28 protein-coding genes and 1 tRNA gene are annotated in these 26,474 nt (G+C 69.9%); 13 read left to right on the forward strand and 16 right to left on the reverse strand.

Annotated features, from left to right (window positions below; genetic code table 11):
- Positions 1 to 32 precede the first annotated feature (32 nt).
- On the reverse strand, positions 33 to 737 hold the full coding sequence (locus V1351_RS01305) for a type 1 glutamine amidotransferase (protein WP_338749978.1): 705 nt from the start codon (positions 735 to 737) through the stop codon (positions 33 to 35).
- A 9-nt stretch (positions 738 to 746) separates the two neighbouring features.
- On the reverse strand, positions 747 to 1,085 hold the full coding sequence (locus V1351_RS01310; protein WP_338749980.1) for a transcriptional regulator: 339 nt from the start codon (positions 1,083 to 1,085) through the stop codon (positions 747 to 749).
- 163 nt (positions 1,086 to 1,248) lie between these two features.
- Here V1351_RS01310 and V1351_RS01315 point away from each other — a divergent pair, with 163 nt between their 5' ends.
- The 5 genes from V1351_RS01315 (at position 1,249) to V1351_RS01335 (ending at position 6,128) form a co-directional block, all read left to right on the forward strand.
- Complete coding sequence (locus tag V1351_RS01315) at positions 1,249 to 2,346, forward strand: S-(hydroxymethyl)mycothiol dehydrogenase (RefSeq protein ID WP_338749982.1); 1,098 nt, start codon at positions 1,249 to 1,251, stop codon at positions 2,344 to 2,346.
- Positions 2,346 to 2,981 carry an MBL fold metallo-hydrolase gene (locus tag V1351_RS01320; protein ID WP_338749984.1) on the forward strand — a complete coding sequence of 212 codons (636 nt, stop codon included), beginning with the start codon at positions 2,346 to 2,348 and terminating at the stop codon, positions 2,979 to 2,981. The genes V1351_RS01315 and V1351_RS01320 overlap by 1 nt, the downstream gene beginning before the upstream one ends.
- 133 nt (positions 2,982 to 3,114) lie before the next feature.
- Positions 3,115 to 4,545 (forward strand): cysteine--tRNA ligase, encoded by a 1,431-nt coding sequence (cysS, locus tag V1351_RS01325; RefSeq protein ID WP_338749986.1) that lies wholly within the window; start codon positions 3,115 to 3,117, stop codon positions 4,543 to 4,545.
- On the forward strand, positions 4,545 to 5,489 hold the full coding sequence (rlmB, locus tag V1351_RS01330; RefSeq protein ID WP_338749988.1) for a 23S rRNA (guanosine(2251)-2'-O)-methyltransferase RlmB: 945 nt from the start codon (positions 4,545 to 4,547) through the stop codon (positions 5,487 to 5,489). Before cysS ends, rlmB begins: the two co-directional genes overlap by 1 nt.
- A 90-nt stretch (positions 5,490 to 5,579) precedes the next feature.
- The gene (locus V1351_RS01335) at positions 5,580 to 6,128 is read left to right on the forward strand and encodes a hypothetical protein (protein ID WP_338749990.1); all 549 of its coding nucleotides are present in this window, start codon (positions 5,580 to 5,582) and stop codon (positions 6,126 to 6,128) included.
- A gap of 55 nt (positions 6,129 to 6,183) precedes the next feature.
- Here the strand turns inward: V1351_RS01335 and V1351_RS01340 are convergent, their stop codons facing one another.
- Genes V1351_RS01340 through V1351_RS01350 form a run of 3 tightly spaced genes read right to left on the reverse strand, consistent with a single transcriptional unit; the run spans position 6,184 to position 9,652 of the window.
- Positions 6,184 to 7,431 carry a DUF4032 domain-containing protein gene (locus V1351_RS01340; RefSeq protein ID WP_338749992.1) on the reverse strand — a complete coding sequence of 416 codons (1,248 nt, stop codon included), beginning with the start codon at positions 7,429 to 7,431 and terminating at the stop codon, positions 6,184 to 6,186.
- 10 nt (positions 7,432 to 7,441) lie between these two features.
- On the reverse strand, positions 7,442 to 8,206 hold the full coding sequence (gene otsB, locus V1351_RS01345; RefSeq protein ID WP_338749994.1) for a trehalose-phosphatase: 765 nt from the start codon (positions 8,204 to 8,206) through the stop codon (positions 7,442 to 7,444).
- Entirely contained in the window at positions 8,207 to 9,652 is a 1,446-nt protein-coding gene (locus V1351_RS01350; protein ID WP_338749996.1) for an alpha,alpha-trehalose-phosphate synthase (UDP-forming), read from the reverse strand. It lies immediately after the preceding gene.
- Positions 9,653 to 9,735: 83 nt separating this feature from the next.
- Between V1351_RS01350 and V1351_RS01355 the strand changes: the two genes are divergently transcribed.
- From V1351_RS01355 to V1351_RS01380, 6 genes are all read left to right on the forward strand, one after another.
- Positions 9,736 to 10,164: a CBS domain-containing protein gene (locus tag V1351_RS01355; protein ID WP_338749998.1), complete on the forward strand. Its 429-nt coding sequence runs from the start codon at positions 9,736 to 9,738 to the stop codon at positions 10,162 to 10,164.
- 69 nt (positions 10,165 to 10,233) lie between these two features.
- On the forward strand, positions 10,234 to 11,925 hold the full coding sequence (locus tag V1351_RS01360) for a serine/threonine-protein kinase (RefSeq protein ID WP_338750000.1): 1,692 nt from the start codon (positions 10,234 to 10,236) through the stop codon (positions 11,923 to 11,925).
- Positions 11,922 to 13,760, forward strand: coding sequence for a threonine/serine exporter family protein (locus tag V1351_RS01365; protein ID WP_338750002.1), 1,839 nt, complete (start codon positions 11,922 to 11,924; stop codon positions 13,758 to 13,760). The genes V1351_RS01360 and V1351_RS01365 overlap by 4 nt, the downstream gene beginning before the upstream one ends.
- Before the next feature lie 130 nt (positions 13,761 to 13,890).
- Positions 13,891 to 14,709, forward strand: coding sequence for a transglycosylase family protein (locus tag V1351_RS01370; RefSeq protein WP_338750004.1), 819 nt, complete (start codon positions 13,891 to 13,893; stop codon positions 14,707 to 14,709).
- A 242-nt stretch (positions 14,710 to 14,951) separates the two neighbouring features.
- Complete coding sequence (locus tag V1351_RS01375; RefSeq protein WP_338750006.1) at positions 14,952 to 15,668, forward strand: transglycosylase family protein; 717 nt, start codon at positions 14,952 to 14,954, stop codon at positions 15,666 to 15,668.
- 70 nt (positions 15,669 to 15,738) lie between these two features.
- Positions 15,739 to 15,811, forward strand: a tRNA-Thr gene (locus V1351_RS01380).
- A gap of 20 nt (positions 15,812 to 15,831) precedes the next feature.
- Here the strand turns inward: V1351_RS01380 and V1351_RS01385 are convergent.
- From V1351_RS01385 to V1351_RS01415, 7 genes are read right to left on the reverse strand one after another with little or no spacing between them, the layout of a single operon-like run.
- Positions 15,832 to 16,998 carry a tyrosine-type recombinase/integrase gene (locus V1351_RS01385; RefSeq protein WP_338750008.1) on the reverse strand — a complete coding sequence of 389 codons (1,167 nt, stop codon included), beginning with the start codon at positions 16,996 to 16,998 and terminating at the stop codon, positions 15,832 to 15,834.
- 57 nt (positions 16,999 to 17,055) lie between these two features.
- On the reverse strand, positions 17,056 to 17,202 hold the full coding sequence (locus V1351_RS01390) for a helix-turn-helix domain-containing protein (RefSeq protein WP_277238874.1): 147 nt from the start codon (positions 17,200 to 17,202) through the stop codon (positions 17,056 to 17,058).
- 58 nt (positions 17,203 to 17,260) lie between these two features.
- Positions 17,261 to 18,763: a replication initiator gene (locus tag V1351_RS01395; protein WP_338750017.1), complete on the reverse strand. Its 1,503-nt coding sequence runs from the start codon at positions 18,761 to 18,763 to the stop codon at positions 17,261 to 17,263.
- Positions 18,750 to 19,160, reverse strand: coding sequence for a WhiB family transcriptional regulator (locus V1351_RS01400; RefSeq protein WP_338750019.1), 411 nt, complete (start codon positions 19,158 to 19,160; stop codon positions 18,750 to 18,752). Before V1351_RS01400 ends, V1351_RS01395 begins: the two co-directional genes overlap by 14 nt.
- The gene (locus V1351_RS01405; RefSeq protein WP_338750021.1) at positions 19,157 to 20,593 is read right to left on the reverse strand and encodes an FtsK/SpoIIIE domain-containing protein; all 1,437 of its coding nucleotides are present in this window, start codon (positions 20,591 to 20,593) and stop codon (positions 19,157 to 19,159) included. Before V1351_RS01405 ends, V1351_RS01400 begins: the two co-directional genes overlap by 4 nt.
- The gene (locus V1351_RS01410) at positions 20,586 to 20,837 is read right to left on the reverse strand and encodes a hypothetical protein (RefSeq protein WP_338750023.1); all 252 of its coding nucleotides are present in this window, start codon (positions 20,835 to 20,837) and stop codon (positions 20,586 to 20,588) included. Before V1351_RS01410 ends, V1351_RS01405 begins: the two co-directional genes overlap by 8 nt.
- Before the next feature lies 1 nt (position 20,838).
- The gene (locus V1351_RS01415; protein WP_338750025.1) at positions 20,839 to 21,261 is read right to left on the reverse strand and encodes a plasmid replication, integration and excision activator; all 423 of its coding nucleotides are present in this window, start codon (positions 21,259 to 21,261) and stop codon (positions 20,839 to 20,841) included.
- Between the two features lie 143 nt (positions 21,262 to 21,404).
- Between V1351_RS01415 and V1351_RS01420 the strand changes: the two genes are divergently transcribed.
- On the forward strand, positions 21,405 to 22,469 hold the full coding sequence (locus V1351_RS01420; protein WP_338750027.1) for an IS630 family transposase: 1,065 nt from the start codon (positions 21,405 to 21,407) through the stop codon (positions 22,467 to 22,469).
- Here V1351_RS01420 and V1351_RS01425 read toward each other — a convergent pair.
- The 3 genes from V1351_RS01425 to V1351_RS01435 form a co-directional block, all read right to left on the reverse strand.
- A complete protein-coding gene (locus tag V1351_RS01425) occupies positions 22,466 to 23,062 on the reverse strand; it encodes a cadmium resistance transporter (RefSeq protein ID WP_151523381.1) in 597 nt (198 codons plus the stop codon). The genes V1351_RS01420 and V1351_RS01425 overlap by 4 nt on opposite strands.
- Positions 23,059 to 23,418, reverse strand: a complete 360-nt coding sequence (cmtR, locus tag V1351_RS01430) for a Cd(II)/Pb(II)-sensing metalloregulatory transcriptional regulator CmtR (RefSeq protein ID WP_050671804.1) — start codon at positions 23,416 to 23,418, stop codon at positions 23,059 to 23,061. The genes V1351_RS01425 and cmtR overlap by 4 nt, the downstream gene beginning before the upstream one ends.
- A 162-nt stretch (positions 23,419 to 23,580) precedes the next feature.
- Positions 23,581 to 24,321, reverse strand: a complete 741-nt coding sequence (locus V1351_RS01435; RefSeq protein WP_338750036.1) for a GntR family transcriptional regulator — start codon at positions 24,319 to 24,321, stop codon at positions 23,581 to 23,583.
- 71 nt (positions 24,322 to 24,392) lie between these two features.
- Between V1351_RS01435 and V1351_RS16265 the strand changes: the two genes are divergently transcribed.
- Complete coding sequence (locus V1351_RS16265) at positions 24,393 to 25,475, forward strand: DUF1152 domain-containing protein (RefSeq protein WP_422388993.1); 1,083 nt, start codon at positions 24,393 to 24,395, stop codon at positions 25,473 to 25,475.
- A gap of 526 nt (positions 25,476 to 26,001) precedes the next feature.
- On the opposite strand, the gene V1351_RS16270 is transcribed toward V1351_RS16265, so the two are convergent.
- Positions 26,002 to 26,412, reverse strand: coding sequence for a helix-turn-helix domain-containing protein (locus V1351_RS16270; RefSeq protein ID WP_422388994.1), 411 nt, complete (start codon positions 26,410 to 26,412; stop codon positions 26,002 to 26,004).
- Positions 26,413 to 26,474: the final 62 nt, after the last annotated feature.

Raw genomic sequence — 26,474 nt, forward strand, 5'->3', positions numbered from 1 at the left:
GGTCCCGCGATCCGCGGCCCCAACGGGTGGGATCAGCGTCGCAGCACGGCGGCGAAGGCGGTGGCCACGGGGCGCCACGCTGCCTCGACGGCCGGTCCGGACCCCTCGATCTCGGTCAGCACCGCCGGGACGTCGACGTCGGCCAGCTCCGTGGTGCCCGCGTCCTTGCTCGCCCAGTCCGCGACGATGTCGTGGTCGGCCTCGGGGTGGCCCTGGACCCCCCACACGGTGGGTGCGAGGCGGGCGAGCAGCAGATCTCCGCACGCGTTGACCGCCAGGGCCGTTGCGCCGGTGGGCAACTCGGTGACGATGTCGTCGTTCCACTGCACCACGGGGGCGGCCTCGGCCGCCTCGAGGACGGGGTCGGTGGACAGACCCGCGGAACCGAGCACGGAGAACATGCCCAGGGTGCGGCCCCGCGGGTTGCGTGCGACCGTCCCGCCCAGCGCCGAGGCGGCCAGCTGGTGGCCCAGGCAGATGCCCAGGGTGGGGACCGCCCCCTTCGCCGCTGTGCGGATCAGCCCACGTGTCGCGGACAGCCACGGGGCGGCCGCGTCGTCGGCGTGGCCCATCTGGCCGCCGAGGACGATGAGGCCGTCGTGTCCGGACAGGTCGTGGGGCAGCGGGTCCCCGGCATAGGGGTGACGCACGTCGAGATCGACGTCGGCGTCGGTCAGCCAGTCACCGAGGCGGCCGGGTGGGCAGGTGCGCTGGTGCTGCACGACGAGGACGGCCATGCGGCGAGGCTATCCCGGCATCCCCGAGGCCCGCTGCGCAGGCATGCGCATCCGCGGTGACGCGAGGCGCGCCAGCCGCTGCAGCTCGGAGACGTGCCCGCAGAGGGCTTCTCGGCCCTGCTCGGTGAGCTCGACCCGGGTGGAGCGTCGACCGTCGACGATCTGCCGGGAGAGCAGGACGTACCCCTCGCCCTCGAGACTGCTCAGGTGCTTGCTCAGCGCCGAGTCCGACAGGTCGACCTCGTCGCGGATCCGGGCGAAGGGCAGGCCCCGGGTCGGTGCGAGGAGCGCGCAGATCTGCAGCCGGTGCGGCTGGTGCACCACCGGGTCGAAGAGCGGGCGTGGCATGGCCCCAGAGTAGGTGACTTGCCTCCGCGGAAAGACCGACGTCGCGCACCCCGACGGGCGTCCGGGTGCCGATGCGTGCCGCAGGGGTGTCCCTCCCTTCGCCCGTGGGACAGGATGGGGGCCTCACCACAGGGGTCACCCCACCAGCGAAGGGAGTCGCGTCGTGTCCCAGACCGTCAAGGCAGTCATCGCCCGCTCGGAGGGAGCGGATGTCGAGCTCGTCGACATCCTCGTCCCCGACCCCGGGCCCGGCGAGGCCGTCGTCAAGGTGCAGTCCTGCGGGGTCTGCCACACCGACCTGCACTACCGGGAGGGCGGGATCAACGACGAGTTCCCCTTCCTCCTGGGCCACGAGGCCGCCGGCCACGTCGAGGCCGTGGGGGAGGGCGTCACCGACGTCGCTCCCGGTGACTTCGTCATCCTCAACTGGCGCGCCGTCTGCGGCCAGTGCCGCGCCTGCGCCAAGGGTGAGCCGCAGTACTGCTTCGACACCCACAACGCGACCCAGGCGATGACCTTGGCCGACGGTGACATGGCCGGAACACCGCTGACGCCCGCGCTGGGCATCGGGGCCTTCGCCGAGAAGACCCTCGTCGCTGCCGGCCAGTGCACCAAGGTCGACCCGTCCGCCGACGCCGCGGCCGTGGGACTGCTGGGCTGCGGCGTCATGGCCGGCTACGGAGCGGCCGTCAACACCGGCGGGGTCACCCGCGGCGACTCGATCGCCGTCATCGGGTGCGGTGGTGTCGGTGACGCCGCCATCGCCGGTGCACACATCGCGGGGGCGACGACGATCATCGCCGTCGACACCGACCCGCGGAAGCTCGAGATCGCCAAGGGCTTCGGCGCCACGCACGTCGTCGACGCGAGCAGCGAGGACACCGTCGAGCGAATCCGCGAGCTCACCGGCGGCTTCGGCGCCGACGTCGTCGTCGAGGCGGTCGGCCTGCCGCAGACCTACGAGCAGGCCTTCTACGCCCGCGACCTCGCCGGCACGGTGGTTCTCGTGGGCGTCCCGACCCCCGAGAAGGAGGTGACCCTGCCGATGATCGAGATCTTCGGTCGCGGAGGGTCGCTGAAGTCCAGCTGGTACGGCGACTGCCTGCCCAGCCGGGACTTCCCGATGCTCGTCGACCTCTACCAGCAGGGGCGCTTCGACCTCGACGCGTTCGTCACCGAGCGCATCGGGCTGGGTGATGTGGAGTCCGCCTTCGACAAGATGCACTCCGGTGACGTCCTGCGCTCGGTGGTGATGGTCTGATGTCCGCACGGATCGAGAAGGTCATCACCTCCGGCACCTTCGAGCTCGACGGGGGCTCCTGGGAGGTCGACAACAACGTCTGGATCATCGGCGACGACAGCGAGTGCATCGTCCTGGACGCCGGGCACGAGGCCGCGCCGATCCTCGAGGCGATCGGGGAGCGCACGCTGCTGGCCGTGGTGTGCACCCACGCGCACAACGACCACGTCAACGTCGCCGCCGAGGTCGCCGACACCAAGCAGGCGCCCATCTGGGTGCACCCGGACGAGGCGCCCCTGTGGGCGTTGACCTACCCGGACCGAGCCCCCGACGGGGAGCTCGCGGACGGTCAGGTCATCACCGTCGCCGGGACCGACCTGCACGTGCTGCACACGCCGGGCCACGCACCCGGCGCCTGCAGCCTGCACGCGCCCGGGCTCGGCGTCGTCTTCTCCGGCGACACCCTCTTCAACGGCGGGCCGGGTGCGACGGGCGGCCGCTCCCACAGCGACTACGACCGGATCGTCGTCTCGATCCGGGAGAAGTTGCTGACGCTGCCCGACGAGACCGTCGTGCACACCGGCCACGGACCGGACACGACGATCGGCGACGAGGCTGCGCGCGAACCGGACTGGGAGCGTCCCGAGGGGGCGTGACCGCGACGACGCGCGATGCCGTCGCGAAGGGGTGGGCCCGACCACGATCGGGCCCACCCCTTCGTCGTCCCGGGGACGGGTGCACCGCTCCTCCGGGGACCGGTACGCGACCGGCGACGGTTAGCCTTGACGCGTGACCCTGCAGCTCTTCGACTCCGCAACGCGTACCCAGCGGGACTTCGTCCCCGTCACACCCGGCCGGGTGGGGATGTACATCTGTGGCCTCACGACGCAGGGCGCACCCCACATCGGTCACCTGCGCTTCGCCGTGGCCTTCGACGTGCTGCGGCGCTGGCTCGTGCGCGGGCACGGCTACGACGTCTCCCTGGTGCGCAACGTCACCGACATCGACGACAAGATCCTGCGCAAGGCGGCCGCGAACGGTGAGGACTGGTTCGCCCTCAGCTACCGCAACGAGCGCTACACCACCGAGGCGTTGGACCTGCTCGGCGTGCTCCCCGCGACGTACGAACCGCGCGCCACCGGGCACATCACCGAGATGGTCACCCTCATCGACGCCCTCGTCGAGCGCGGCCACGCCTACCCGGCGCAGGACGGCAGCGGCGACGTCTACTTCGACGTCAGGAGCTGGCCGGACTACGGCGAGCTGAGCAACCAGGGTCTCGACGACATGGTCGCCGCCGACGACGCGGACCCCCGGGGCAAGCGCGACCCGCGCGACTTCGCCCTGTGGAAGGGGCGCAAGGCCGACGAGCCGGCCAGCGCCAACTGGCCGACGCCCTACGGCGAGGGCCGGCCCGGTTGGCACCTCGAGTGCTCCGCGATGTCCCGCAAGTACCTCGGTGACACCTTCGACATCCACGGCGGTGGCATCGACCTGCGCTTCCCCCACCACGAGAACGAGCAGGCCCAGTCCCGGGCGGCCGGGCTCGACTTCGCCAACTACTGGCTGCACAACGGCTGGGTGACGGTCAAGGGCGAGAAGATGGGCAAGTCCCTGGGCAACGCCCTCGAGGTCCAACAGCTCGTGCGTGACCACGACCCGCTGACCGTGCGCTACTTCCTCACCGCCGCGCACTACCGCTCGATGATCGAGTACCACCCGGGCTCGCTCGACGAGGCCGGCTCCGCCGTCGAGCGCATCGCCGGCTTCCTGCGCCGGGCCCTGCCCGGCCAGCCGGTCGTCGAGGCCGACCCGCAGGTGGCCATCCCCGTGGAGTTCGCCGAGTCGATGGACGACGACCTCGGGGTCGCCGGCGCGCTGGCCGTGATCCACGAGACCGTCCGCAAGGGCAACACCGCGCTGGACGAAGGGGGGCGGACTGAGGCCGCGGAGATCGCGGCCACGGTCCTGGCGATGACCGACGTCCTCGGGATCAACCCGCTGTCGGCCACCTGGGGTGGCGCCGGCGGCAGCCGCGAGGAGGAGCTGCACGAGGCGCTCGACGCCCTCGTGCGCATGCAGGTCGACGCGCGCGCCGATGCCCGCGCCGCGCGCGACTTCGAGACCGCGGACCGGATCCGCGACGGCCTCGTCGGGGCCGGGATCACCGTCGAGGACACACCGGGCGGCGCCCGGTGGAGCCTGAAGAAGGAGCACTGATGGCCGGCAACAGCCAACGACGTGGCGCCGTGCGCCGGTCCGGGTCGAAGAAGGGCATGCAGGTCGGCACGGGCGGCCAGCGCCGCAAGAGCCTCGAGGGCAAGGGCCCGACGCCCAAGGCGAGCGAGCGCCCGAACCACAAGGCGTACAAGGCCAAGACGGACCAGAAGCGCCCCATGAAGCCTCCGCGCAAGAAGACCGCCTCCACCGAGGTCGTCGCCGGGCGCAACTCCGTCCTGGAGGCACTGCGCTCGCAGCTACCGGTGACCACGATGTACGTCGCGCACCGCATCGACAGCGACGAGCGGGTCAAGGAGACGCTGCAGATGGCCGTCGCCGCCGGGACCCCGATCCTCGAGGCGTCACGCCAGGAGCTGGACCGGCTCACCGACGGTGCCGTGCACCAGGGCATCGCGATCAAGGTGCCGCCGTACGAGTACGCGCACCCGAAGGACTTCATCGACTCGTCGCTGCCGGGTGTCCCGCTCGTCGTCGCGCTCGACTCGATCACCGACCCGCGCAACCTCGGGGCGATCGTGCGGTCGACGGCAGCCTTCGGTGGCCACGGCGTCGTCGTCCCGCAGCGGCGCAGCGCCGGCATGACCGCGTCGGCGTGGAAGACCTCCGCCGGTGCCGCTGCGCGCCTGCCGGTCGCGCAGGCCGCGAACCTCACCCGCGCGCTCGAGGACTACCGCAAGGCCGGGTTCTTCGTCGTCGGGCTCGACATGGACGGGGACGTCGAGCTGCCCGGGCTGGAGCTGGCGACCTCCCCGCTCGTGGTCGTCGTCGGCTCGGAGGGCAAGGGCCTGACCCGCCTCGTGCGCGAGACCTGCGACCAGATCGTCTCGGTCCCGATGAGCAGTGCGGTCGAGTCCCTGAACGCCGGCATCGCGACCAGCGTGACGCTCTACGAGATCGCCCGCCTGCGCAACGCCGGGGCGTGATTGATCCAGCGCCCGGCGCATGATGGGGTTCGGGCAGAGCGGGGGTCGCAGGGGCCCTCGCCAGGCCAGGAGGGATCTTCGATGTCAGCCATGCCCCCACCCCCGTCGTCCGACGGCGACACCCCGTCCGGCTTCCAGCCGGCTCCCGAGTACTCGTCCCCGGGTGGTCACGTCATGACGAGCGCGCCCCCGTCGATCGTCCGTGCGAAGTACGCCATGTGGGCCGGTGCGGTGCTGCATCTGCTCACCGTCCTGACCGCGTTCGTGGGGATGGACGACATGCGCGCCCAGATCCGGGAGGAGCTCGACCGGCAGGGGGTCGCCTACACCGACAACACGGTCGACGCGGCCGTGGCCCTGGGGGTCGGGTTCAGCGCCTTCATCGGCATCGTCGGCGTGGTCCTGTGGCTGCTCATGGCCTGGCTCACCGGCAAGGGCAAGGGCTGGGCGCGCATCGTGGCGACGGTGCTCTTCGCGTTCTACATCGTCTCCTTCCTCGTCAGCCTCGCGCAGCCCACGCAGGCGCTGACCCTCGTCGTCAGCCTCCTGGTGCTGATCGCCGGCACGGCGGCGACGTTCTTCCTCTGGCAGAAGGACTCCACGGCCTGGTTCCGGGCCCACAAGGCATCGCGGGTCTGACCACCCGGACCACGCACGAAGGGGAGGGGCGCCGGCACGGCGACCCTCCCCTTCGTCATGCGTCCTCCGGGTCCGTCCCGGGCAGTACCTGCGTGTCCGTGCCCAGCACGGCCCGTTCCTCGGGCTTGCCGGGCAGCACCTCCCGGAGGTAGTCGGTGAGCGCGTCCTCGATGGGGATGTCGTGGCCGGCCCGCTCGGCCAGGTACCACCGGTGCTCGAGGATCTCGTGGAAGACCTCGGCGGGCTCCAGCTTGCTGCGCATCTCTCGCGGGACCGCTCGCGTCGTCGGCTGGTAGATGCGGGTGAGCCAGTCGTGGGCGACGATCGACTCGTCGTCACCCTGTCGATCGGTCGCCGCACGGTAGGAGTCGAGGTCGTTGAGCAGTCGGCGGGCCTGGTTCTCCTCGACGTCGAGCCCGGTCAGGCGCAGCAACCGGCGGCTGTGGTGCCCGGCGTCGACGACCTTCGGCTCGATGCGCACGTGGGTGCCCTCGAGGTCGGTGGTGATGGCCAGCTCGTCGACGTCGAAGCCGAGGGAGTTCAACCGACGGATGCGCTCGTCCACCCGCCAGCGCTCGCCGGCCTCGAACCACTCGTCGCCGGTCAGCTCCTGCCACAGTCCGCGGTAGCGCTCGATGATCCCGTGCGAGACCGCGATGGGGTCGAGTCCCTCGGGGAGCAGGCCGGCCGCGGCGAGGTCCATCATCTCCCCGGCGATGTTGACCTGGGCGAGGTCGAGGTCGTGCTCGCGCTGCCCGGCGCTCAGCGTGTCGTGCAGCTCACCGGTCTCCGCGTCGACGAGGTAGGCGGAGAAGGCGCCGGCGTCGCGTCGGAAGAGTGTGTTGGACAGGGACACGTCCCCCCAGAAGAAGCCGGCCAGGTGCAGCCGGGTGAGCAGGACGGCGAGGGCGTCGGCGAGGCGGTCGGTCGTGTCGGCACGGAGCTGCTGACTGAACAGGGCCCGGTAGGGGAGGGAGAACTGCAGGTGCCGGGTGACCAAGCAGGCGTCCAACGGCCGGCCGTCGGCGTCGGTGCGTCCCGAGACGACGGCGAGCGGCACCACGCACGGCAGGTCGAGACGCTGCAGCGAGCGCAGCATCCGGTACTCGGCGCGGGCGAGCTCGGCCTTGATCTCCTTGACCGCGACGATGCCGCCGGAGAGGTGGGCGAACCGCACGACGTGCCGGGAGATGCCGCGGGGCAGGGCGGCGAGGAGGTCGGCGGGCCACTCCTGGAGGGGGAGCGACCACGGGAGGTCGAGCAGTGCCGGGTCGGGACGGGCTGCGGAGATGTCCAGCGGCACGGGGGCCCCCTCAGTCCGTGCGGTCGGCCCGGGCTGCGGCGAGGGCGGTCAGGACCGCCGGGACCTCGGTGCAGTCCTCGAGGCGCACCCGGGCAGCGGTCTCGCCGGGACCGACCTTGATGGACAGGTCCTGCTGACCGAGCACGGTGAAGACGTGCTCGTCGGTGACGTCGTCGCCGAGGTAGACGACCGCGTCGACGTGCAGATCACCGGCGAGGGCACGCAGGGCGGTGCCCTTGTCGGCATCCACCACGCTCAGCTCGTGCACGTCCTTGCCGGTGAGGAGATGGACGCCGGAGACCTTGGCGGCCTCGGCGGCGATCTCCTCGGCGATGCGGACCGCGTCCGCGGGGAGACCGCGGGTGTGCATCACGAGCGCGGTCGGCTTGTGCTCCAGGCGGATCCGCGGGTCACGGCCGGTGACCGTCGGCTCGACGTAGGCGCGCAGTGCAGCCAGACGGGCGTCGTGCTGGTGGCCGCTGGGCCGCTGCCGGGCGCGGCTGGTCTCCGCGCCGTGGCTGCCGATGAGCGTCGTCGCGGACCCGCCGAGCCCGGTCAGGTCGGTGAGGGTGGCGAGGTCACGCCCGGAGACGACCGCGGTCCAGGTGTCCGCGGCGGCGGACAGCGCGGTGATCGTCTCGATCGTGCCGGGCTGCGGTCGGGCGTCCAACGGGTCGCGGACGAAGGGGGCGAGCACCCCGTCGAAGTCCGTCGCCACGAGCAGCCGGGGACGCGCGGTGACCGCCGCGATGGCCTCGCCGATGCCGCGGTCCACTCAGGCCCCCTTCGTCGTGGGGCGGGAGGGTCGCTCCGGCGCCGTCTCGAGGTTGGTCAGGAAGGTGTCGGCCCACCGTTGCACGTCGTTGTCGGCGACCCGCCGGCGCAGTGCGCGCATCGCCCGCCGCTTGTCCTTCGCCGGCAGCGAGATCACGTGCAGCATGACCTGCTTGAGTCCCTCGATGTCGTGCGGGTTGCACACGAAGGCCTGCCGCAGCTCGTGCGAGGCGCCGGTGAACTCGCTGAGCACGAGCGCACCGCCGTCGTCGTGACGGCAGGTGACGTACTCCTTGGCCACGAGGTTCATCCCGTCGCGAAGGGGGGTGACGAGCATGATGTCGGCCGCCTGGAAGAGTGCCGCCATCTCCTCGCGGGGGTAGCTCTGGTGGAGGTAGTGCACGGCCGGTGCGCCGATGGCGGAGTAGGCGCCGTTGATGTGGCCGACGACCGTCTCCACCTCGGTGCGCAGGTGCTGGTAGGCCGCGACGCGTTCCCGGCTCGGGGTGGCCACCTGGATGAAGGTCACCTCCGGTGAGGAGATCGTGCCGTCGGCGAGCAGCTCCTCGTACGCCTTGAGGCGGTGGCGGATGCCCTTGGTGTAGTCGAGCCGGTCGACACCGAGCATCACCACCTCCGGGTCGCCGAGGGAGGCGCGGATGGCCCTGGCGCGCTCCCGGACCGACTCGGTGCGGGCGAGTTCCTCGAGTCCGTGGTAGTCGACGCTGATCGGGACGGCGGAGGCGCGGACCCGGCGGCCCGTGCCGTCCGGGTCCTGCGTGCTGACCAGGTCCCCCTTCGTCGTGCGGCCGTCGAGCTGGCGGCAGGCCCGCAGGAAGTTCTGCGCGTCGGGGGTGCGCTGGAAGCCGAGGTAGTCGGCGCCCAGCAGGCCCTCGAGGATGCGCGAGCGCCACGGGAGCTGGGCGAACAGCTCCACCGGAGGGAAGGGGATGTGGTTGAACCAGCCGATCCGCACGTCGGGGCGGCGCTCGCGGACCATCGCGGGCACCAGCTGCAGCTGGTAGTCGTGGATCCACACCTTGGCGCCCGGTGCGGCCACCTCGCACACCGCGTCGGCGAAGCGCTCGTTGACCGTGCGGTAGGAGCGCCACCACTCGCGGTGGAAGTGGGCCGGGACGATGACGTCGTGGTAGATCGGCCAGAGCGTGTCGTTGCTGAAGCCCTCGTAGAAGGTCTCACGCTCGTCCTCGGACAGCGGGACGGGGTGTAGCCACATCCCGGCGTCCTCGAAGGGCTCGGGGGCCTCGCCGGTCTCGCCGGCCCACCCCACCCAGGCGCCCTCGCGGTGACGCATCACCGAGTCCATCGCGGTGACCAGCCCCCCGGGGGAGCGGTGCCACTCGGAGGAGCCGTCGTCTCCGACGACGCGGTCCACCGGGAGTCGGTTGGCGGCGATGACCAGATCGAACACGCGCTGGGCCGTCATGGGACGCACCTCCAGGATCGATGATCCTCCCACCCTATGGCGATGGCCTTCCGCCGGGGCGTCGGGAGCACTAATGTTGATGCATGAAGATCTCGGACGTTCTGCGCAACAAGGGCTCTGATGTCGTCACCATCGGCCCGGACGACACTGTGGCCGCTCTCCTCACGCTCCTCGCCGACAACGGCATCGGGGCCGTCGTCGTCTCCAGCGGGGACGGTGTGGTCGACGGCATCGTCTCCGAGCGGGACGTCGTCCGCCGGCTGCACAGCCTCGGCGCGGCCGTCCTCGACGAGCCGGTCAGCGCGATCATGACCGCCGACGTGCACACCTGCACCACCCAGGACGAGGTGCGCGACCTCGCGGCCCGGATGACCGAGCGGCGCATCCGCCACGTCCCGGTGGTGGAGGACGACACGCTCGTGGCCATCGTCAGCATCGGTGACGTGGTCAAGCACCGCATCCGCGACCTGGCCGCCGAGCGGGACCAGTTGGAGGCCTACATCACGCAGTGACTGCAGGTCACAGCCACCACACAGGCATTTCTCCGCAATCATCCAACCACGGCCTTCTAGGCTGGTGGCATGACGACACAGGTGCTGGGGGAGGATCCGTCCCCGCAGGAGCGTGGTGAGACCGCAGTGTCGCACTTCGAGACGATCGGTCGCTACCGCGTGCTGCAGGAACTCGGGCAGGGTGGCATGGGCGTCGTTCACCTGGCGCTCGACGAGCGCGGACGCGCGGTCGCGGTCAAGGTGCTGCGCCCGCACGTGGCCCACGACGAGGACGCCCGGTCCCGACTGGCCCGCGAGGTCGACACGCTCGCCCGGGTGCGCTCGGACCGGATCGCCCCGGTCTTCGACGCGGACCTCGAGGGCGATCGCCCCTACATCGTCACCCGGTACGTCCCCGGTCCGAGTCTCGACCAGTTGGTGCGTGACGAGGGTCCGCTCGGGCCGCAGGCGCTGCTCTCCCTCGCGCGGGGCCTCGTCGACGCCCTGCGCGCGATCCACGGCGTGGGTGTGATCCACCGCGATCTCAAGCCCGGCAACGTCCTGATGCTCGACGGCGACCCGGTCGTCATCGACTTCGGCATCGCCCATGTGGCGGAGAGCTCGCGGATGACCATGACGGGGCTGGTCATGGGCACCCCCGGCTACCTCTCGCCCGAGCTGGTCGAAGGGGGCGACGTCACCGCTGCCACGGACTGGTGGGGGTGGGCGGCCACCCTCGTCTTCGCGGCGACCGGCCGGCCGCCCTTCGGCCGGGGCGGGATGGAGGCCGTCCTCGCCCGGGTGTTCCGTGGCGACGCAGACCTGCGCGACGTCGATCCCGGGCTGGCTCCGCTGCTGCACGCCTGCTTCGATCCGGACGCATCCCGCCGCCCGGACGCGCAGGAGGTGCTCACCGGCCTCGATGCCTGGGCCCACGGCCGGCCGGTGACCGAGGTCCTGCCGCAGCGCACCCGCACCCTCGAGCAGGGCTCGACGCGAGTGATGGCCACGCCCGCGGCGGCGCCGGTCGAGCCGCCCGCCCCCTGGGGTCAGGGCGACTGGCGGGACCCGAACCCCCCTCCTCCCGCCCCGGCCCCGGTGGCTGCTCCCCAAGCGGCCTACAGTCCGTGGCCCGGCTCGGTCGGGACCGACCCCGACAGGCCCGGCGACCCCCGCATCGGCAGGGCGCGACGCTCCGACGTGCTCGCCGCCCTGCTGGCCGCATGCGTCGCGTTGTTCGCCGCCGCACCGTGGGTCGGCCTGGGCGCCGCCCTCGCCTGGTCCTGGCTGGCGCGTACCGTCGACACGTCGATGACGAGCACCGTGCGACGGCGCCATGTTGCCGGCCCGCGCCGCAGCGACGGGGTCGTGGCCGCGCTGGCCAGCCCCTGGCACCTGCTCGTCGGGGCTCTCCAGGCGGTGGTGACGGCACTGCTGCCCCTGGCCGTCGGTGCCGCGGGAGTGCTCGCGGCCGCGCTGGGGCAGAGTGCCCTGGACGGACTCGGTGTGCGTCTGGAATCGCCGCTCCCGCTGGCGGCGGGGGCGTTGCTCGCGTTGCTCGTGGGGTGGTGGGGGCCGGGCGGCCCCAGCCTGCGCCGCGGCAGCCGTAGCCTCGCCCGCAGCGTCACCGGCATCCCGGCCGTGCGTCTCGTGGTCGTCGCCGTGCTCGTCGTCCTCGCCGTCGGGGTGCTCGGTGCCCTCGTGGCCGGCGCGCTCGACATCTCGTGGTGGCCCGGTCCCGTCTCGCCCCTGCCCGGCCCGGAGCAGCTGCCCACCCGATGATGACGCCACCCCCACCCCCGCGGCCCCGTCGCGGCTTCGACGCCTCCATGTTCCGGCAGGACCGCACGCGGGACGACCTGCCGCAGATGTCCTCCACCGCGTCCTCGGGGCCCGATGCCTCCGCGTCCTCGGGGCCGGGTGCCTCCGCGTCCTCGGGGCCGGGTGCCTCCGCGTCCGAGCAGACGGTGACGGCCGTGCCCGTGGGCAAGCGGCGCCGTGACTCGCGCTTCCGGCCGGCCGTGAAGACCGAGCCCGTGCCGCGGCCACGTCAGGAACCCGGACCGGAGCAGGTGACGGAGACGCCTCGCCGGGACAAGCCGGTGCCCCGGCCGAAGTCCAAGCCGAAGCGGGAGAAGACGGCGCCGACGCCGCGGCGCGAGCACCGTCCCCGGTTGCGCCCGCTGCTGCGCGGCGAGACGCCGACCCAGACGATCCCGCTGCGCGGCTCCCTGCGCGGCACGCCCTACCGTGACCCCCGCGTCACGCGCGCGGTCGCGGAGGAGCAGGCCGCGACCACCGCCCTCGACCTCGCGCTCCGCGTCGCGGAGCTGATGCTGCGCTGCGGCTCCGGCACCAGTGGCGTCGAGACCGCCGCGATCGCCGTCGGCGTCGCCGCCGGGCTGGAGGACCTCGACGTCGACCTGACGATGCAGTCCCTGCACATGCAGTGCCGTACGCCGTCGGGGCAGACGATCTCGCGGCTGCGCGTGGTGCGCCAGCCACGACAGGACTTCGCCCGTCTGTCTCTCGTGCACGCTCTCGTCGATGATCTGATCTCCGGGGAGATCGACGTCGAGCAGGCCGACGCGAAGATCAAGGAGATCAACTCCACGCGGCGGACGTGGTCGCGCTGGGTGGTCGCCCTCGGCGAGGGAAGCGTCGCCGGCGGTATCGCACTGATCCTCGGTGCCAGCATCTACGGCGTGCTCCTGGCGATGCTCTCGGGCGTGCTGATCATCCTGCTCGCCGGGTGGGTCGGGCGGATCGACCTGCCGGACTTCTACCTCGGTGCCCTGGGCGGTGCGCTGGCCACGGTCATCGCCTTCGTCGCCTACGTGTTCGGGCCGATCGACGGGGTGGACTTCGCCTTCGTCGTCGCCGGTGGCATCGTTGCGCTGCTGCCCTCGCGCACCCTCACCTCGGCCACGGAGGATCTGCTGTCGGGCTTTCCGGTGACCGGGACGGCGCGGTTGTTCGCGGTGATGTTCCACACACTGGGCCTGATCATCGGGGTCGCCGGTGGTCTGGGGATCAGCCTGCAGTTGGCGCTCACGTTCGAGCTGGGCTTCACGCCTCCGGGGATCGACAAGCTCGCGTGGGCATCGGCCCCCGTGCCGATCGTCGTCGTGGGAGCGGTGTTCATCGGCTTCGCCGGTGCCCTCACCCTGCAGAACAACCCACGCATGCTCCCGCCTGCCGGTCTGCTGTGTGCGCTCGGGGTCGCCGTCGCGCTCGTCTCCACGCAGGCGGGCCTGGGCCGGGTGACGGCCACCGGGATCGCCGCCGTGGTCATCGGCTTCTTCGCCCGGCTGATCGCGCTGCGCATGGACTCCCCGCCGATCACGCTCTTCGTGCCGGCCTCCTTCGGCCTCTACCCCGGCCTCGGGATCTTCGTCGGCCTGTACCACCTGACCAGCTCCGCGGGCGGGTACAACCTCGAGCAGGGTTTGATCTCGGTCTTCTCCTCGCTGGGTGTGATCATGGCGATCGCGACCGGAGCAACGTTGGGAGACAGGCTTGCTGCCCCTTTCGACGCCCAGGTCGCACAGCGGAGGAAGCAGGCCGTGGAGGCCGAGAGCGACCGGCGCACGGACGACGGCTGGGAGATCGTCTAGCGACACTCGGTCACGAGGTTTGACCTATTTGGTCACAGGACGGTAACGTTCCAACGTCCGCGAATGAGCCAGACCTTCTGGCAGCTTCACCACGAAGCCCCCTGAACTCCGTGGAAGGAAAACCCACCGCATGTTCTACTCCCCCAAGCACGTCACGGCCGTTGCCGCCTCCCCGACCCGCCGGCGGATCGCCGGTGTCGCGGTCGCAGGTGCCACCGCGGCCGTTGGCTCCATCGCCACCGCCTCCAGCGCGAACGCCTCGACGTCCAGCGGCGTCTGGGACGCCGTCGCAGCCTGCGAGAGCGGCGGCAACTGGTCCATCAACACCGGCAACGGTTTCTACGGTGGCCTGCAGTTCACCACCTCCACCTGGCAGGCCTTCGGTGGCGGTCAGTACGCCCCGAACGCTCACCAGGCCACCAAGGCCCAGCAGATCGAGGTCGCGAAGAAGACGCTGCAGGCCCAGGGCCCCGGCGCATGGCCGGTCTGCTCCGTCAAGGCTGGTCTGACCAGCTCCAACGGCATGACCGGCGGCTCCGCCGCTCCGGCCCAGGAGTCGGCTCCGCAGGAGCAGGCCCCGGCCCCGGTCCCGGCCCCGACGCAGGAGCAGGCCCCGGCCCCGGAGCCCGCCCCGCAGCAGCAGACCCAGGAGCGTCCCGCTGACCAGGGCGCCTCCCGCAGCCAGGCCCGCACCGGTGGGCTCGCTGTCGACGGCATCTTCGGCCCGAACTCCAAGGCCGCCGTCGAGAAGTGGGTCGGCGGCAGCGTCGACAGCAACCTGAGCTCCGACGACGTCAAGGCCCTCCAGGCCAAGGTCGGCACGGCCCAGGACGGCATCGTCGGCCCGATCACGACCGGCGCCCTCCAGGAGCTGGTTGGCGCGACGCAGGACGGCATCTGGGGTCCGAAGACCACCGCCGCGCTGCAGACGTACCTCAACAACAACTGAGCCTGACTCAGCACCCTCGAAGGGGGCGTCGCACCTACGGGTGCGGCGCCCCCTTCGTCGTGTCCGGGCATCGACGTGCGATCGAAGTCGGTGCGCAGACCGCCCACGCGGGCCCGTCATGTGGTTGGAGTTACAGGTCTGTATTTATGTGGCAAGTGTTGTTTGTGTGACTCATGAGTCCCTAGCGTCGCTGACGGATCTGTGCGGGACCCCTGCCCGCGCTCTGCCTGAAGGGACCATTCATGTTCAGCACCAACGACTTCCCCGACCAGCCGGCGTCGCGCCGTGGCCGTCGCCTGAAGCTCACCGGCGCCACCCTGACCGTGGGCGCGCTCGCGGCCGGTGGAGTGGTCGTCGCCACCGGTGCCGGCGCGTCCGGGACCGTCTGGGACCGCGTCGCCCAGTGCGAGTCGACGAACAACTGGAGCATCAACACCGGCAACGGCTACTACGGCGGCCTGCAGTTCTCCTTCCAGACCTGGAAGGGCTTCGGCGGGCAGAAGTACGCCTACACCGCTGACCGCGCCACCAAGGCTCAGCAGATCGAGATCGCCCAGGAAGTGCTCAAGGTGCAGGGCCCGGGGGCGTGGCCCGTCTGCTCGCGGCGCGCGGGCCTGACGGTCGCGAACGGTCTGGCGGTCGACCCGCGCACCGGTCAGGATCGCCCCTCCCGGGACTCCGGACGCACCACGATCGCCGGTGAGCTCGTCGTCGACGGCATCCGCGGTCCCAAGACCAACGCCGCCATCGAGAAGTGGGTGGGGCGCTCGCAGGACGGCACCCTCAACCAGCACGACCGCGCCGCGCTCCAGGCCAAGCTGGGCGTGAACCGCGACGGCATCATCGGCCCGGTCACCACCCGTGCCCTGCAGCGCAAGGTGGGCGCCGGCGTCGACGGCATCTGGGGGCCGCAGACGACCACACGCCTGCAGAGCTTCCTCAACCGTCACGTCCTCTGAGGACGGTGACTCGATGGGGACCGGGGTCGCGGGCTAGGATGCCGCGGTCCCGGTTTTCCCGTCCGGGCGTGCTGGCGTGGCGCAATTGGCAGCGCACCTGTCTTGTAAACAGGTGGTTGGGGGTTCGAGTCCCCCCGCCAGCTCTCTGAGCAGGGCAGACACGTCACTCACCGCCCTCTACGTCGTCCGAGCCTCCACTTTCGCCTCCACTTTGGGGAAGCGAAGGGGGCCGTGGGTTCGCCGCTTCGAGCGCCGCGAGCACCCGAGGATCCTGCTCGCCGCGCCCGAGGTAGACGTCCTGGGTCATCGACACCCGCGAGTGGCCGAGCTGATCGGCGATGATCCGCGCGGTCACACCCGACCCGTCGAGGATGCTCGCCGTCGTCTTGCGCCAAGCGTGCGAGGTCACCCACTCCAGGTCGCTGTCCGCGCGGACCTCGTGAAGCCAGCGGCTGACCGTGCGTGGCTCACGAAAGCCCCCGTCGATCGTGCCGAAGACCGGCTCATCCGGACCGACCCCGACCTCAGCACGCCGCCGCAGCATCGCCACGCACCACTGCGGAAGGGGGAGGCGACGCTTCCCCGCGGACGACTTCGTGGCCTTGCGGATGACGCCCTGCCCGGTCACCCGGATCAATGTCGAGGTCACCTCCACAGCACCCTCCTCCAGGTCGATCTCCGACCACAGGACCGCGACGACCTCGCCGAGCCGCAGACCCGTGGCCAGCATGAAGGCGCACAGGTCCGGCAGGTCACGCGAGACCGCACGTGGGTCACGGGTCACCGCGAGGAACCACGCCGCCCGCTCCTGCTCGGTCAGCGCACGAGGCCGACGACGCGGAGCAGTGCTCAGGCGACGAACCTCGCGGGTCGGGTTGAACCGAATGGCGCCCTCACGCACGGCACGGCCCATCGCGCCGGAGATCACCGCGCGGGCCGTACGCGAGGTCGCCGGCCCCACCCGCTCGTGCAGGTCGACCAGGAAGCGGTCGACAACCGGCGTGGTCACCTCACCGAGCCGCAGATTGCCCAGGGCCGGAGAGACACTGCGCTTCCACTGCCGCCGGTAGGTCTGCACCGTGCCCGGTGATCGCTGATCCATCCGCACCAGCTGCTCCAGGTCGTCCAGCCACTGCCGCACCGCCTCGTCCAAGGTGTCTCGCGCGGTCAGCCGACCCACGCCCGCCGTCGCGGCATCCTGCAACGCGGTGGCCAAAGCACGCTGCGACGCCGCCTGCGATGTACCCCAACGCTCCATGCGACGACGGCGACCGTCGAAGCCCCGGAACCATGCGCGGCTCTTGTAGGCCGTTCCGGAGGCAGTGGTCACCCGTACCGTCGATATCGAGCCCCACTCACCAGGGGCCAGTCCCTGACGTCCCATGGCTCACGCTGCCGTCTGCTCTTCGAGCCATGCGAAGACGTCGGTCTCGCGGTAGCGCAGCCGCCGACCCACCTTGAAGGCGGGCGGTCCCTCGCCACGGCAGCGCCAATCGTAGAGCGTGCCCACGGGTATCCCGAGGAACGTCGCCACGTCCTGAATGGTCCACAGCGGGTCATGTCGATTGCACATCTGAATCCCTCTCTCTCAGTCATCGCTTTGGTGTCGTCCGTGCCTTCTCCGCTCGCCACTGGTCGTAAGCGCGGGCACGGTCTGCTGCCGCCAGTGCCAGAGCGGTATCCGCGTCGGTGTCCCATCCGGTCCCGACGTAGGTCCAGGAGCCAACGACGAGGGTGGTCTCCTCCTCCTCGTCGGCCATCAGATCTGCGAAGTCCAGGACCGGCATCTCACGCCCGTCCCGCCCGCTGTCGGCGGCGATGCGCTGCCACCGCTGTCGAGCGCGACGCAGGGCGCCGAGGGTGATCGAGTAGCACCGCGACTTGCTGGAGAAGTGCCCCCGGAAGCCGAGCATGTGCGTCCACTTGCCCAGCAGCTCGTACTCGTCCTCCGGCCAGCGATGCGCCGCCAAGTCATCGATCGTGGCCCGCAGCCGCCGATAGTGCCCCGACGCGCGACGCGGATCGGTCGTGTCCGAGGCCGCCTTCGTCGCGTACTTCGCCAGATAGCCGGCCACCTGCTCACCCACCAGCGGAGCGTCCGGGTCATCCACGCGCGTCGCCGTCACCGAGCGGGCATCGACCTGGGCGCCGAAGCGCAACCGCCCCACGTCATGACCGGCGCACGGCGGCGCATCGAACCCCACGCGGCCAGCGGCGTCCTCGAGCATCCCCGCCAGCACCCCAGCCGAGACACCCTCAGGGCCAGGCGCGTACCCGTCAGCGGTCTTCGGACCGTCGAGTCGCACCAACGCGTGGAAGTGGACCACACCCCGCGCCTGGTACTCCGCGACCTTCGCATACTGCAACGTCGCGACCTCCCGCAGCCGCGAGGCCGGGACACCCATCGCCCGGGCGACCACGCGCCGGGTTGTGATGGTGAAGCGCCGCCACAGCTCCGGTGCCCACCACTGCCAGATCACGTGCGCGGTGTAGTCGTAGCAGTCCGGGCAGATCGGTGTCCCCACGTCGAGGTCGTCGCTCTCGTGTGCCTGCCAGCACGCCACCGAGCGGCCGTGCTCGCACACCTCGTGGCCATCCCGAGGACGGCACCGCTGCCCACCCTTCGCTGTGTGCACCGGACCGAAGGAGGGAGCTGTCAAGGTCAGGAACACCAGCGGGTTGCCGCTCACGCGCTCCGGGACGCTCTTGCCGCCGACCACCCCGGCGCGGATCATCTCGAAGGTGTCGCGGGCATAGATCCGCGAGCACGCCGGACAGACGCTGGCCCGCCGGTTGCCGCACCGCACGTACGTCACGCCGAAAGGCTCCTGCGTCGAGGAGTAGCTGGAGACCACCTCGCCCGTGGCCCGCTCCACCCGGCTCGATGAGCCCACCAGCTTGATCGGCTGAGCGCAGTGCCCCACCCGGGCGGCCGCATCCGACCACGCCTCGAAGGTCCCGCCCAGGAGCCGGTCGACCATGCCCCGACGTGCGGAGGCTCCCGCGTGGTCGAGGTCGAGGGGCGAGGCATCGCCGTACCCCGGGAACCCGCCATGCGACGTCCCGGCCGTGGACATGGCCTCAGGCCGTGTCATCGCGAACCTCGTCGTCGCTCCACCCCACGAGACCGTCGAGGGACTCCCCACGAAGCAGCCGCGCCGTCATTGCCTCCCGCTGCACCGGGGTGGTGCCACCCCAGATGCCGTACTCCTCGCCAAACCACAACGCCGACGCCAAACACACCCGCTGCACCGGGCAGGAGCGGCAGGCCCGCCGAGCGGCACGGGAGGCCAGCGAGCCGTCCGGGGCGAACCACGCCGCACCACCATCCGTAGCGTCCGTGCACACCCCGTCGATGCGCCATCCCCACGCATCGAGCCGCGATGCCAGCGAGGGCGAAGCCGTCACCCCGCAAACCGGCGTGCCATAGACCCGCTGTCGGACGTCTCTGCTCGTGCCGTTGCCGACCTGGGCACTGCGTAGCCGCTTCATGCCGCCTCACCGCCCTCGTCGCTCTCCCCGGTGTGGCCGAGGGGTGCGTGCGCCGGGATGCTCTTAGCCAGGGCCACCACGTCGTCATCGGTCAGGTACGCCGAGCGCACACGGCGGATCGCGCGAGTGCCCTCCACGCGCACGTACCCGACGCCGGGCATCAGCTCGCTGATCTCGTCCGCTCTGGCACCGCTGTCCCGTGCTCCTTCGCCGAGCACCATGTCGACCTGGATCGGGTTGTCCACCCGCAACGCGATCCGGGTCGGGAAGAGGTCCCGCCACGTGACCACGTCCTTGCCGGGGTCCTGCACCGCCGCCACGACACTGATGCCCACCGCGCGGCCCTGCGTCAGCAGCAGGCCCATCGCCTGGTCGATGCGGCGCGTCACGGCCCGCTCGGCGAAGGCGGTCAACGTCGCCAGCTCGTCCACGACGATCACCAGATGCGGGTCATCCGCAGTGGGGGAGTGCAACCGCTGCCCGGTGTCCGCCAACCGAGCCGCCCGCTCGCCCTTGACCTTCACCGCCTCCTCGAGGAGGTCACACATCGCCTCCGCGTCGCCGCCCTCGAACCGCGCGAAGCAGCCCCGCCCGAGACCGAGCTCCATGCCCCCCTTGGGGTCGATGGCCCACACCTGCGCCCAGCCGTCCCGCAACGCCGGAGCCAGACCGGCCATCAGCGACCACAGCACCGAGCCCTTCCCGGACCCCGTGGCCCCGGCGATCAGGGTGTGCGTGCCCGACAGGCGCATCCGCCACGGGCCGCCGTCATCGGCCAACCCCACCGGCAGACCCGCGAGGTCCGTGCCCGTCGAGGCGATGGGCGAGACCACGCGAGCAAGCACGTCGCGACGGACCAACTCGATCCACACCCTCCCCGGGCGAGCAGGCGCCACCCGAGCCGACCGCGAGCCGAACGCCTGGCCGACCGCCTCGACCCGAGCCGCCACGTCATCGAAGGTCAACCCCACCGGCACCTGGACCAGCAGCCGCTCGATCCCGGCCGGGGTGACCTGGAGGCGACGCAGCTTCGCCACCTCGCACGCCGTGTGGTCCTCGCTCCGAGGGGTGACCACCAGCCCGCACCGGCTGGCCACGTGCGGCCAGTACAGCCGATAGGCCGGAAGCCGCCACGCCTGGGAGAGCCGAGGCCGAGCCAGCCGCCCGAACGAGTCCGGGTACGCCACCCGCCACACGATGAGACCTAGGACGGCGGCGACGACGAGAGCCACGACCAGAGTCGGGCTGACCCTGCGCCAGATCAGCACCCCGAGCACGACCACGACCGCCGCCACCGGGTGACGCGCCGCCGACACCGCCAGCCACCACGCGCCACGTACGAGGAGCCAGCACGCACGCAGGGCGGCCTCCACGACAACGGAAACCACGTCATCGCCGAGACCGCCCTGTGGCCGCTGGGGGTGCTCACGCATCGCGCGCGACCTCCCGGTGTGCGTCCTCGATCTGGGCGGTGGCCTCGTGCGCTGCCCGCTCCATCACGAGCAGTGCCGTGTCCAGATCGGGGTCCGGACCCGAGTGGACGAGGTTGCGCACGTTCATCACCCGCTCATCGATGTCCCGCAACGTGCGCACCAGACCGAACAGCACGCCCGGAACGGCGTTCTCGCTCACACCCAGGGCGGACGCCCACGCCCCTGCACCCACTGGCCGTGCCATCTCAAGCCGCCTTCTCCGCAGACGAGGCGGCGGTCTTGCCCGGTGCCTTCAACGACTCCGCACGGAAGGACCAGGCCAGCCGGGGGCGGTTGCCGTTGTCATCGACGTACGGCAGGGCCGTCAGGCCGACGAATTCCACCGGCGTCCACGGGAACGGCGTCGTGTTCTCCGGAGGGACCGGCTGCACCTTCGCTGCGATCTTGATCGAGATCGCCGTCTCCTTCTTGCCGGCCTCCTCATCCGCGTCCAGGACCATCACCTGCCACAACGGCAACCCCGTGTCCTTGTCCAGCTGCTGCGGCCTCGACCCATCCGCACGCCGCTCCGCGTTGAAGTCCGCCACCGGCTCCACACCCCCCTTCAAGAACGCACCCGCGGGAAAGACATCCGCGTGACCAACCGGGAACCGACGCTGCATTGCCATGTCACTCACTCCTAAGTGGTATATGCCAGTTATTCCAAGGTGGCATATACCAGTTGGATGGTCAAGCGGTGCGGCGGTGAGTTTCGGATGAGTCCGCTAGTGTCGCGCGTCATTAATTCATTGACAGTATGGGATGATGGCGTATGCCGTCACCTGCTCTGGAGATCAGCGATGAGGATCGTGCGACCCTGACCTCGTGGACACGGTCGCGCACGTTGCCGGCGGGACGTGCGCAGCGGGCGCGGATCGTGCTGGCCGTCGCGGCGGGGGCGGGCACCTCTGCGGTGGCTCGGCAGGTCGGGACCTCGCGTCCGACGGTGATCAAGTGGCGTGACCGGTTCGCCGTCGACGGGCTCGCTGGCCTGGAGGACGAGGAGCGTTCGGGCCGACCGAAACGCGTCGATGATGCCGGGATCATCGCCACCACGCTTGAGCCGCCACCGGCCAGGCTCGGGGTGACGCATTGGTCCTCGCGGCTGCTGGGCCAGCACCTGGGGATCGGGGATGCCACTGTGGCCCGCGCCTGGCGCAAGTACGGGGTCAAGCCGTGGCGGCGGGAGACGTTCAAGTTCTCCACCGACCCGGAACTGGAGGCCAAGGTCCGCGACGTGGTCGGGCTGTACCTGAACCCGCCGGAGAAGGCGGTCGTGCTGTGCGTGGATGAGAAGTCCCAGATCCAGGCCTTGAACCGGACCGCGCCGATCCTGCCGCTTCGACCGGGTTTGCCGGAGAAGGCGACCCACGACTACAAGCGCAATGGCACCACCACGCTGTTCGCCGCTCTTGAGGTGGCCACCGGTGCGGTGACCGACCAGTGCTACGACCGGCACGGCAAGGCCGAGTTCCTCGACTTCCTCAAGAAGGTCGCCAGGGCCTACCCGCGCCGGGAGCTGCACGTGGTCCTGGACAATTACCACACGCACAAGCACGAGGACATCAAGCAGTGGCTGGCCAAGCACCCGCGGATCACGTTGCACTTCGCCCCGACCAGCGGGTCCTGGCTCAACCTCGTCGAGGTCTTCTTCGGGATCATCAGCCGACAGGCCATCCGCCGCGGCTCCTTCGACAGCGTCAAGCAACTCGTCGCAGCGATCAGCACCTTCATCGACGGCTGGAACGAGCGCTGCCACCCATTCATCTGGACCAAGACCGCCGAGGAGATCCTGCCTCACGCCACCCGTCAAACCAGTTCAGGCGCGCGACACTAGAGGCCGAACGCGCCGCCACCGACGAGGATCGCGACGCCCAGTCCGATCAGGACGATCGGGAAGAGGATGTGCTCCCACCGTTCCAGGACCTCGGCGATGGGTCGACGCGTGGCGACGAACTTGGCCATGGCCACCAACACAGCCACGAGCACGAGGAACATGATGCAGAAGGTGATGACAGCGGGAGTACTGATGTTGAGGAACACCGGGACATAGACGCCGATATTGTCTCCACCGTTGGCGAAGGTGACTCCGGCGACGGTCGCCACTGCAACGCTCTTGCCGGATACGGCGGCATCATCGTCGTCGCCCTCGCCGCGGTAGGCCTGCCATGCGGCCCAGAGGCCCAGCGCGAGGGGGATGAGCCCGAAGTAGGGAATGGTCTCCTCTGGCAGTGCCCACCCCGCCCCCAGGGTCACCAGCAGTGCGGCGGCGAGGATCCCGACGAAGCCGAGGTACTGCCCGGCCAGGATCTTCGCGGTCGTCCCCGGACGCCCCGCCCCTCGGGCGAAGAAGAGTGAGAGCACGATGATGTCATCGATGTTGGTCGCGACGAAGAGCCCGATCGCTTGGAGCAGTGCCGTGACCGTCATGCCCTAGTGCTCCCTTCATGGCAGCCGGGCACATCGCAGGTGACGTCGAGGCAGGGAGCGTCCTCGTCGACGGCCAGCTTGACCTCGACCAGCTCGGTGAGCGCACGCGCGAGGTGGGGGTCAGCGATCTCGTAGAGGGCCTGACGGCCTTCATGGGTGGCGACCACTATTCCGCAGTCCCGCAGGCACCCCAGGTGGTTGGACACGTTCGAGCGCGTCAGGTCCAGAGCGTTGGCGAGTTCTGCCGGGTGCGCTGGGCACGCCAGAAGCGACAGGAGTATCCGTGAGCGAGTGGGGTCGGCCATCGCCCGGCCCAGGCGCTGCATGGCATCCAAGCGGGAAGTAAGAGTCAACATACACTGAACAATACAGTTCATGCTGAACTAAACTTCATCCTGCCCACATTGCCCGCTGCACGCAAGCTCCCGGTCAGAGGGCTGGACGGCTCTCCCCCGAGCACCTGGAGGCAAGACCGCCGACCCCCGCGCAACCCGTCAAACAACTTCAGACGCGCGACACTAGGTGAGGTCGTACCGCTGTTCGGCGGTGTAGCGGCCAGGAGGGTAGACCGCTTCGGCGAACTCGATCGGAGCGTCTGCCCCGTCGTAGACGATGTGCTCGACCACGAGGACCGGTGTCGAGGGCTTGGCGAGGCCGAGTTCGGCAGCGTCCTCCTTACCGGCCGAGCGTGCGGTCATTCGGTCGCGTGCGTACCGCGCAGTGCGGCCTGTCTGTTCCTCGACATAGGCCACCGTGCCCGTGCGGATGCGCTCGGTCGACAGCAGGCGTGGCGCCGTGGAAGCCAGTTGTGCGCTGAACCACGAGGTGGACACTTCGGTCCGCTCGTCCCCGTCCCACGTGATCCGGTGTCGTCGGATCGCAGCCGTCCCCTCGGGGAGGGCGAGACCACGCACCACGTGCGCTGGGGGCTGCTCGACCACCTCGGCGGCCACGATCTCTGCTCGCTCATTCCCGCTGTAGATCCGGCCAGCGCGCTTCGCCCGCGCATACCGATCACCCGGGCGCCGATGGACATCGAGGTCAGCAACGAACGTACCCGAACCCTGGACCGAGTTGAGGAAACCTTCCGTGCGAAGAAGCGCGAGAGCCTTGGTGGCGGTCGGCCGGGACACGTCGTATTCGATCGCCAGGGCACGCTCGCTCGGCACCTCGTCGCCCGCTCGGAGCTCACCGCTGAGGATCCGCGTGCGGAAGTCGTCGGCGATCCGGCGGAACTTCGCGGTGGTTTGGCTGGTCATCACTCACACCTCATCTGGCTAATACCACTTAAGGGTAGAGCTTGCAGCGACCCCGAGACACAATCGCCCGTATGAGGACTCTCTACGTTGCAGCGGGCGGCGGTGGCGATGCCGTCGGCGCACTGCTGGCCCGGCGCGCTTTAGGGGACACGGATGAACGTCCTGCTCTCGTCTCGACCTGCGCATGGGAGCGGCTGCGAATCGATCCGGTACCCGGTCCACGTGCTCGGGCGGACTTCACGGGGTTGTCGCTCGTCAATGGTGAGCCGTTCGAGGTCACCCCTAGCTCGGATACTGTGCCCCCGGGTAGGTCCGTCCTCCCGCGACTGGTGAAGACAAGCGGCGCACGAATCTTCCTGCACGACCTCGACGGTGGAGCGATTGGCCTGCGAGACCAACTCCGGCGACTTGCGGCGGCCGCGGACGTGGGGAGACTCGTCGTGATCGACGTTGGCGGGGACATCGTGGCGCGCGGACTAGAGCCCGGTCTGCGCAGTCCACTCGCCGACTCGCTCACCTTGGCAGCTGCTCTTGGCACTGGCATCCCAACGACCGTGGTGGTTCTCGGTCCGGGCGCTGACGCTGAGTTGCCGGAGGGAGATGTGCTCGGGCTTTTGCAGGACGCTGGGGCCGCGATGGTTGGACACGTCACTCCGGATGACGTACGGACTCTTGAGCCCGTCCTGTCCTGGCACCCCACCGAGGCTTCGGCCTTGGTGGCAGCAGGAGCCGGAGGCATGAGGGGATTCGTCGCCATGCGCCGAGGGCGAGACCCTGTCCCGGTCACTGATCACACACCGCAAACTTGGGTGGTCGCCTATCCGGCCTTTGCGTTATTTCCTTTGGCTCAAATGCTCCAGGCGACAACGAGCCTCTCCGAAGCTGAAGAAGTCATGCGCGCCGCATCTGTCGATGAACTCGACTTCGAACGAAAGGTCGCCGCGGAGACGCCAACGCAGCGCCCACGCAAACCCTTGGCGGACGTCATAGCGGACATGACGGCCGTGGGCGCCACGCACATCACTAGGCGTCGGCTGTCCGAAATCCTGACCCGTCGAGGGTCTGATGAGCTTGCGGAACTTTTCGGTACTCGAACCAGCGGTCTGTGGTCTAAGGCTGACTTGCTCCGCATTGCGAAATCGAAGAGGTCCTAGCGCTGCCAGGAGTCGGGCATGCGTGACGAGCAGGTTCGCTGGGGTCGCTGCCGCTCCAACTAGTCGGACAAATCGGCGAAATCACGCTGGGTCATGAGAGGCAGAGTCATGTGTGTTTGAAAGTGCATTTGCTCCGATAGTCGGGCAATTTCAGCGCGAACGTAGGGCCATAGGGCCAGACTTGCAACGCACCGGCCGAACGAATCGACCGCCTCGTCGCTTCCCTCGGGGAGTGGCTCATCAAACGTGTATAGCCCCCCAAAGGCAGACGAGTACGAAGCCAAAGTCTTTGGCTCGACATCATCCATTGATTCTTGCATTTCAATGCTGGCCCGAAGGACGAACATCCCAGTCGTCCCGCTGCCACTGCTTTGAATGTCGATATCAATTTCGGAGGGTCCGATATCGCCTGTACCTCCCGGAAATCTCGCATGCTCGGCATGAGACTCGAATAGGCGAATCTCTACGAGGGAGGCCATCTGTACTAGGGGTGCAGCAAGTTCCTGCAAATGACGTAGATCAGTCATTAGGCGGGTACGCGCCATTCGGAAAGGTCGGACGAAACAACGCGGAGGTGGCGCGTCCTAACGCGCGGTGTGGCGTAGTCATGCTTCGCCACACTGCGCCACTTCTCTGGCCCTTCTGTCCGCACGACATCTTCGGCTGTAGCCCGCAGGTGTAGGCGTCCGCCGACAGCGCGCACATAGCGCATGAGGGTGCTGATCTGCGGGTCTGTTCGCAGGGACTCGAGTTCTGAGACCGCGGACTGGGTCGTCGACATTTCCTCGGCAACGGAGGACTGCTTCAGGTGTCGGTGCTGCCGCAGCCCACGCATGGCCTGAACTAACTGGAAGTACTCGGCGGCATCGTCCGCCGCCTCGCGAACGGCCTGGGGCTGTTGGCCCAGCAGACGATCGAGGTCGCTTAGTTGTTCCATAGTGCATCACCCTTGGTCATGGCTTGGTCCCGCCTCTGGCGCGGGGACGTGTCACGTCCGCC

Origin of the sequence: Janibacter sp. A1S7, from assembly GCF_037198315.1 — a bacterium.
GTDB lineage: Bacteria > Actinomycetota > Actinomycetes > Actinomycetales > Dermatophilaceae > Janibacter > Janibacter alittae.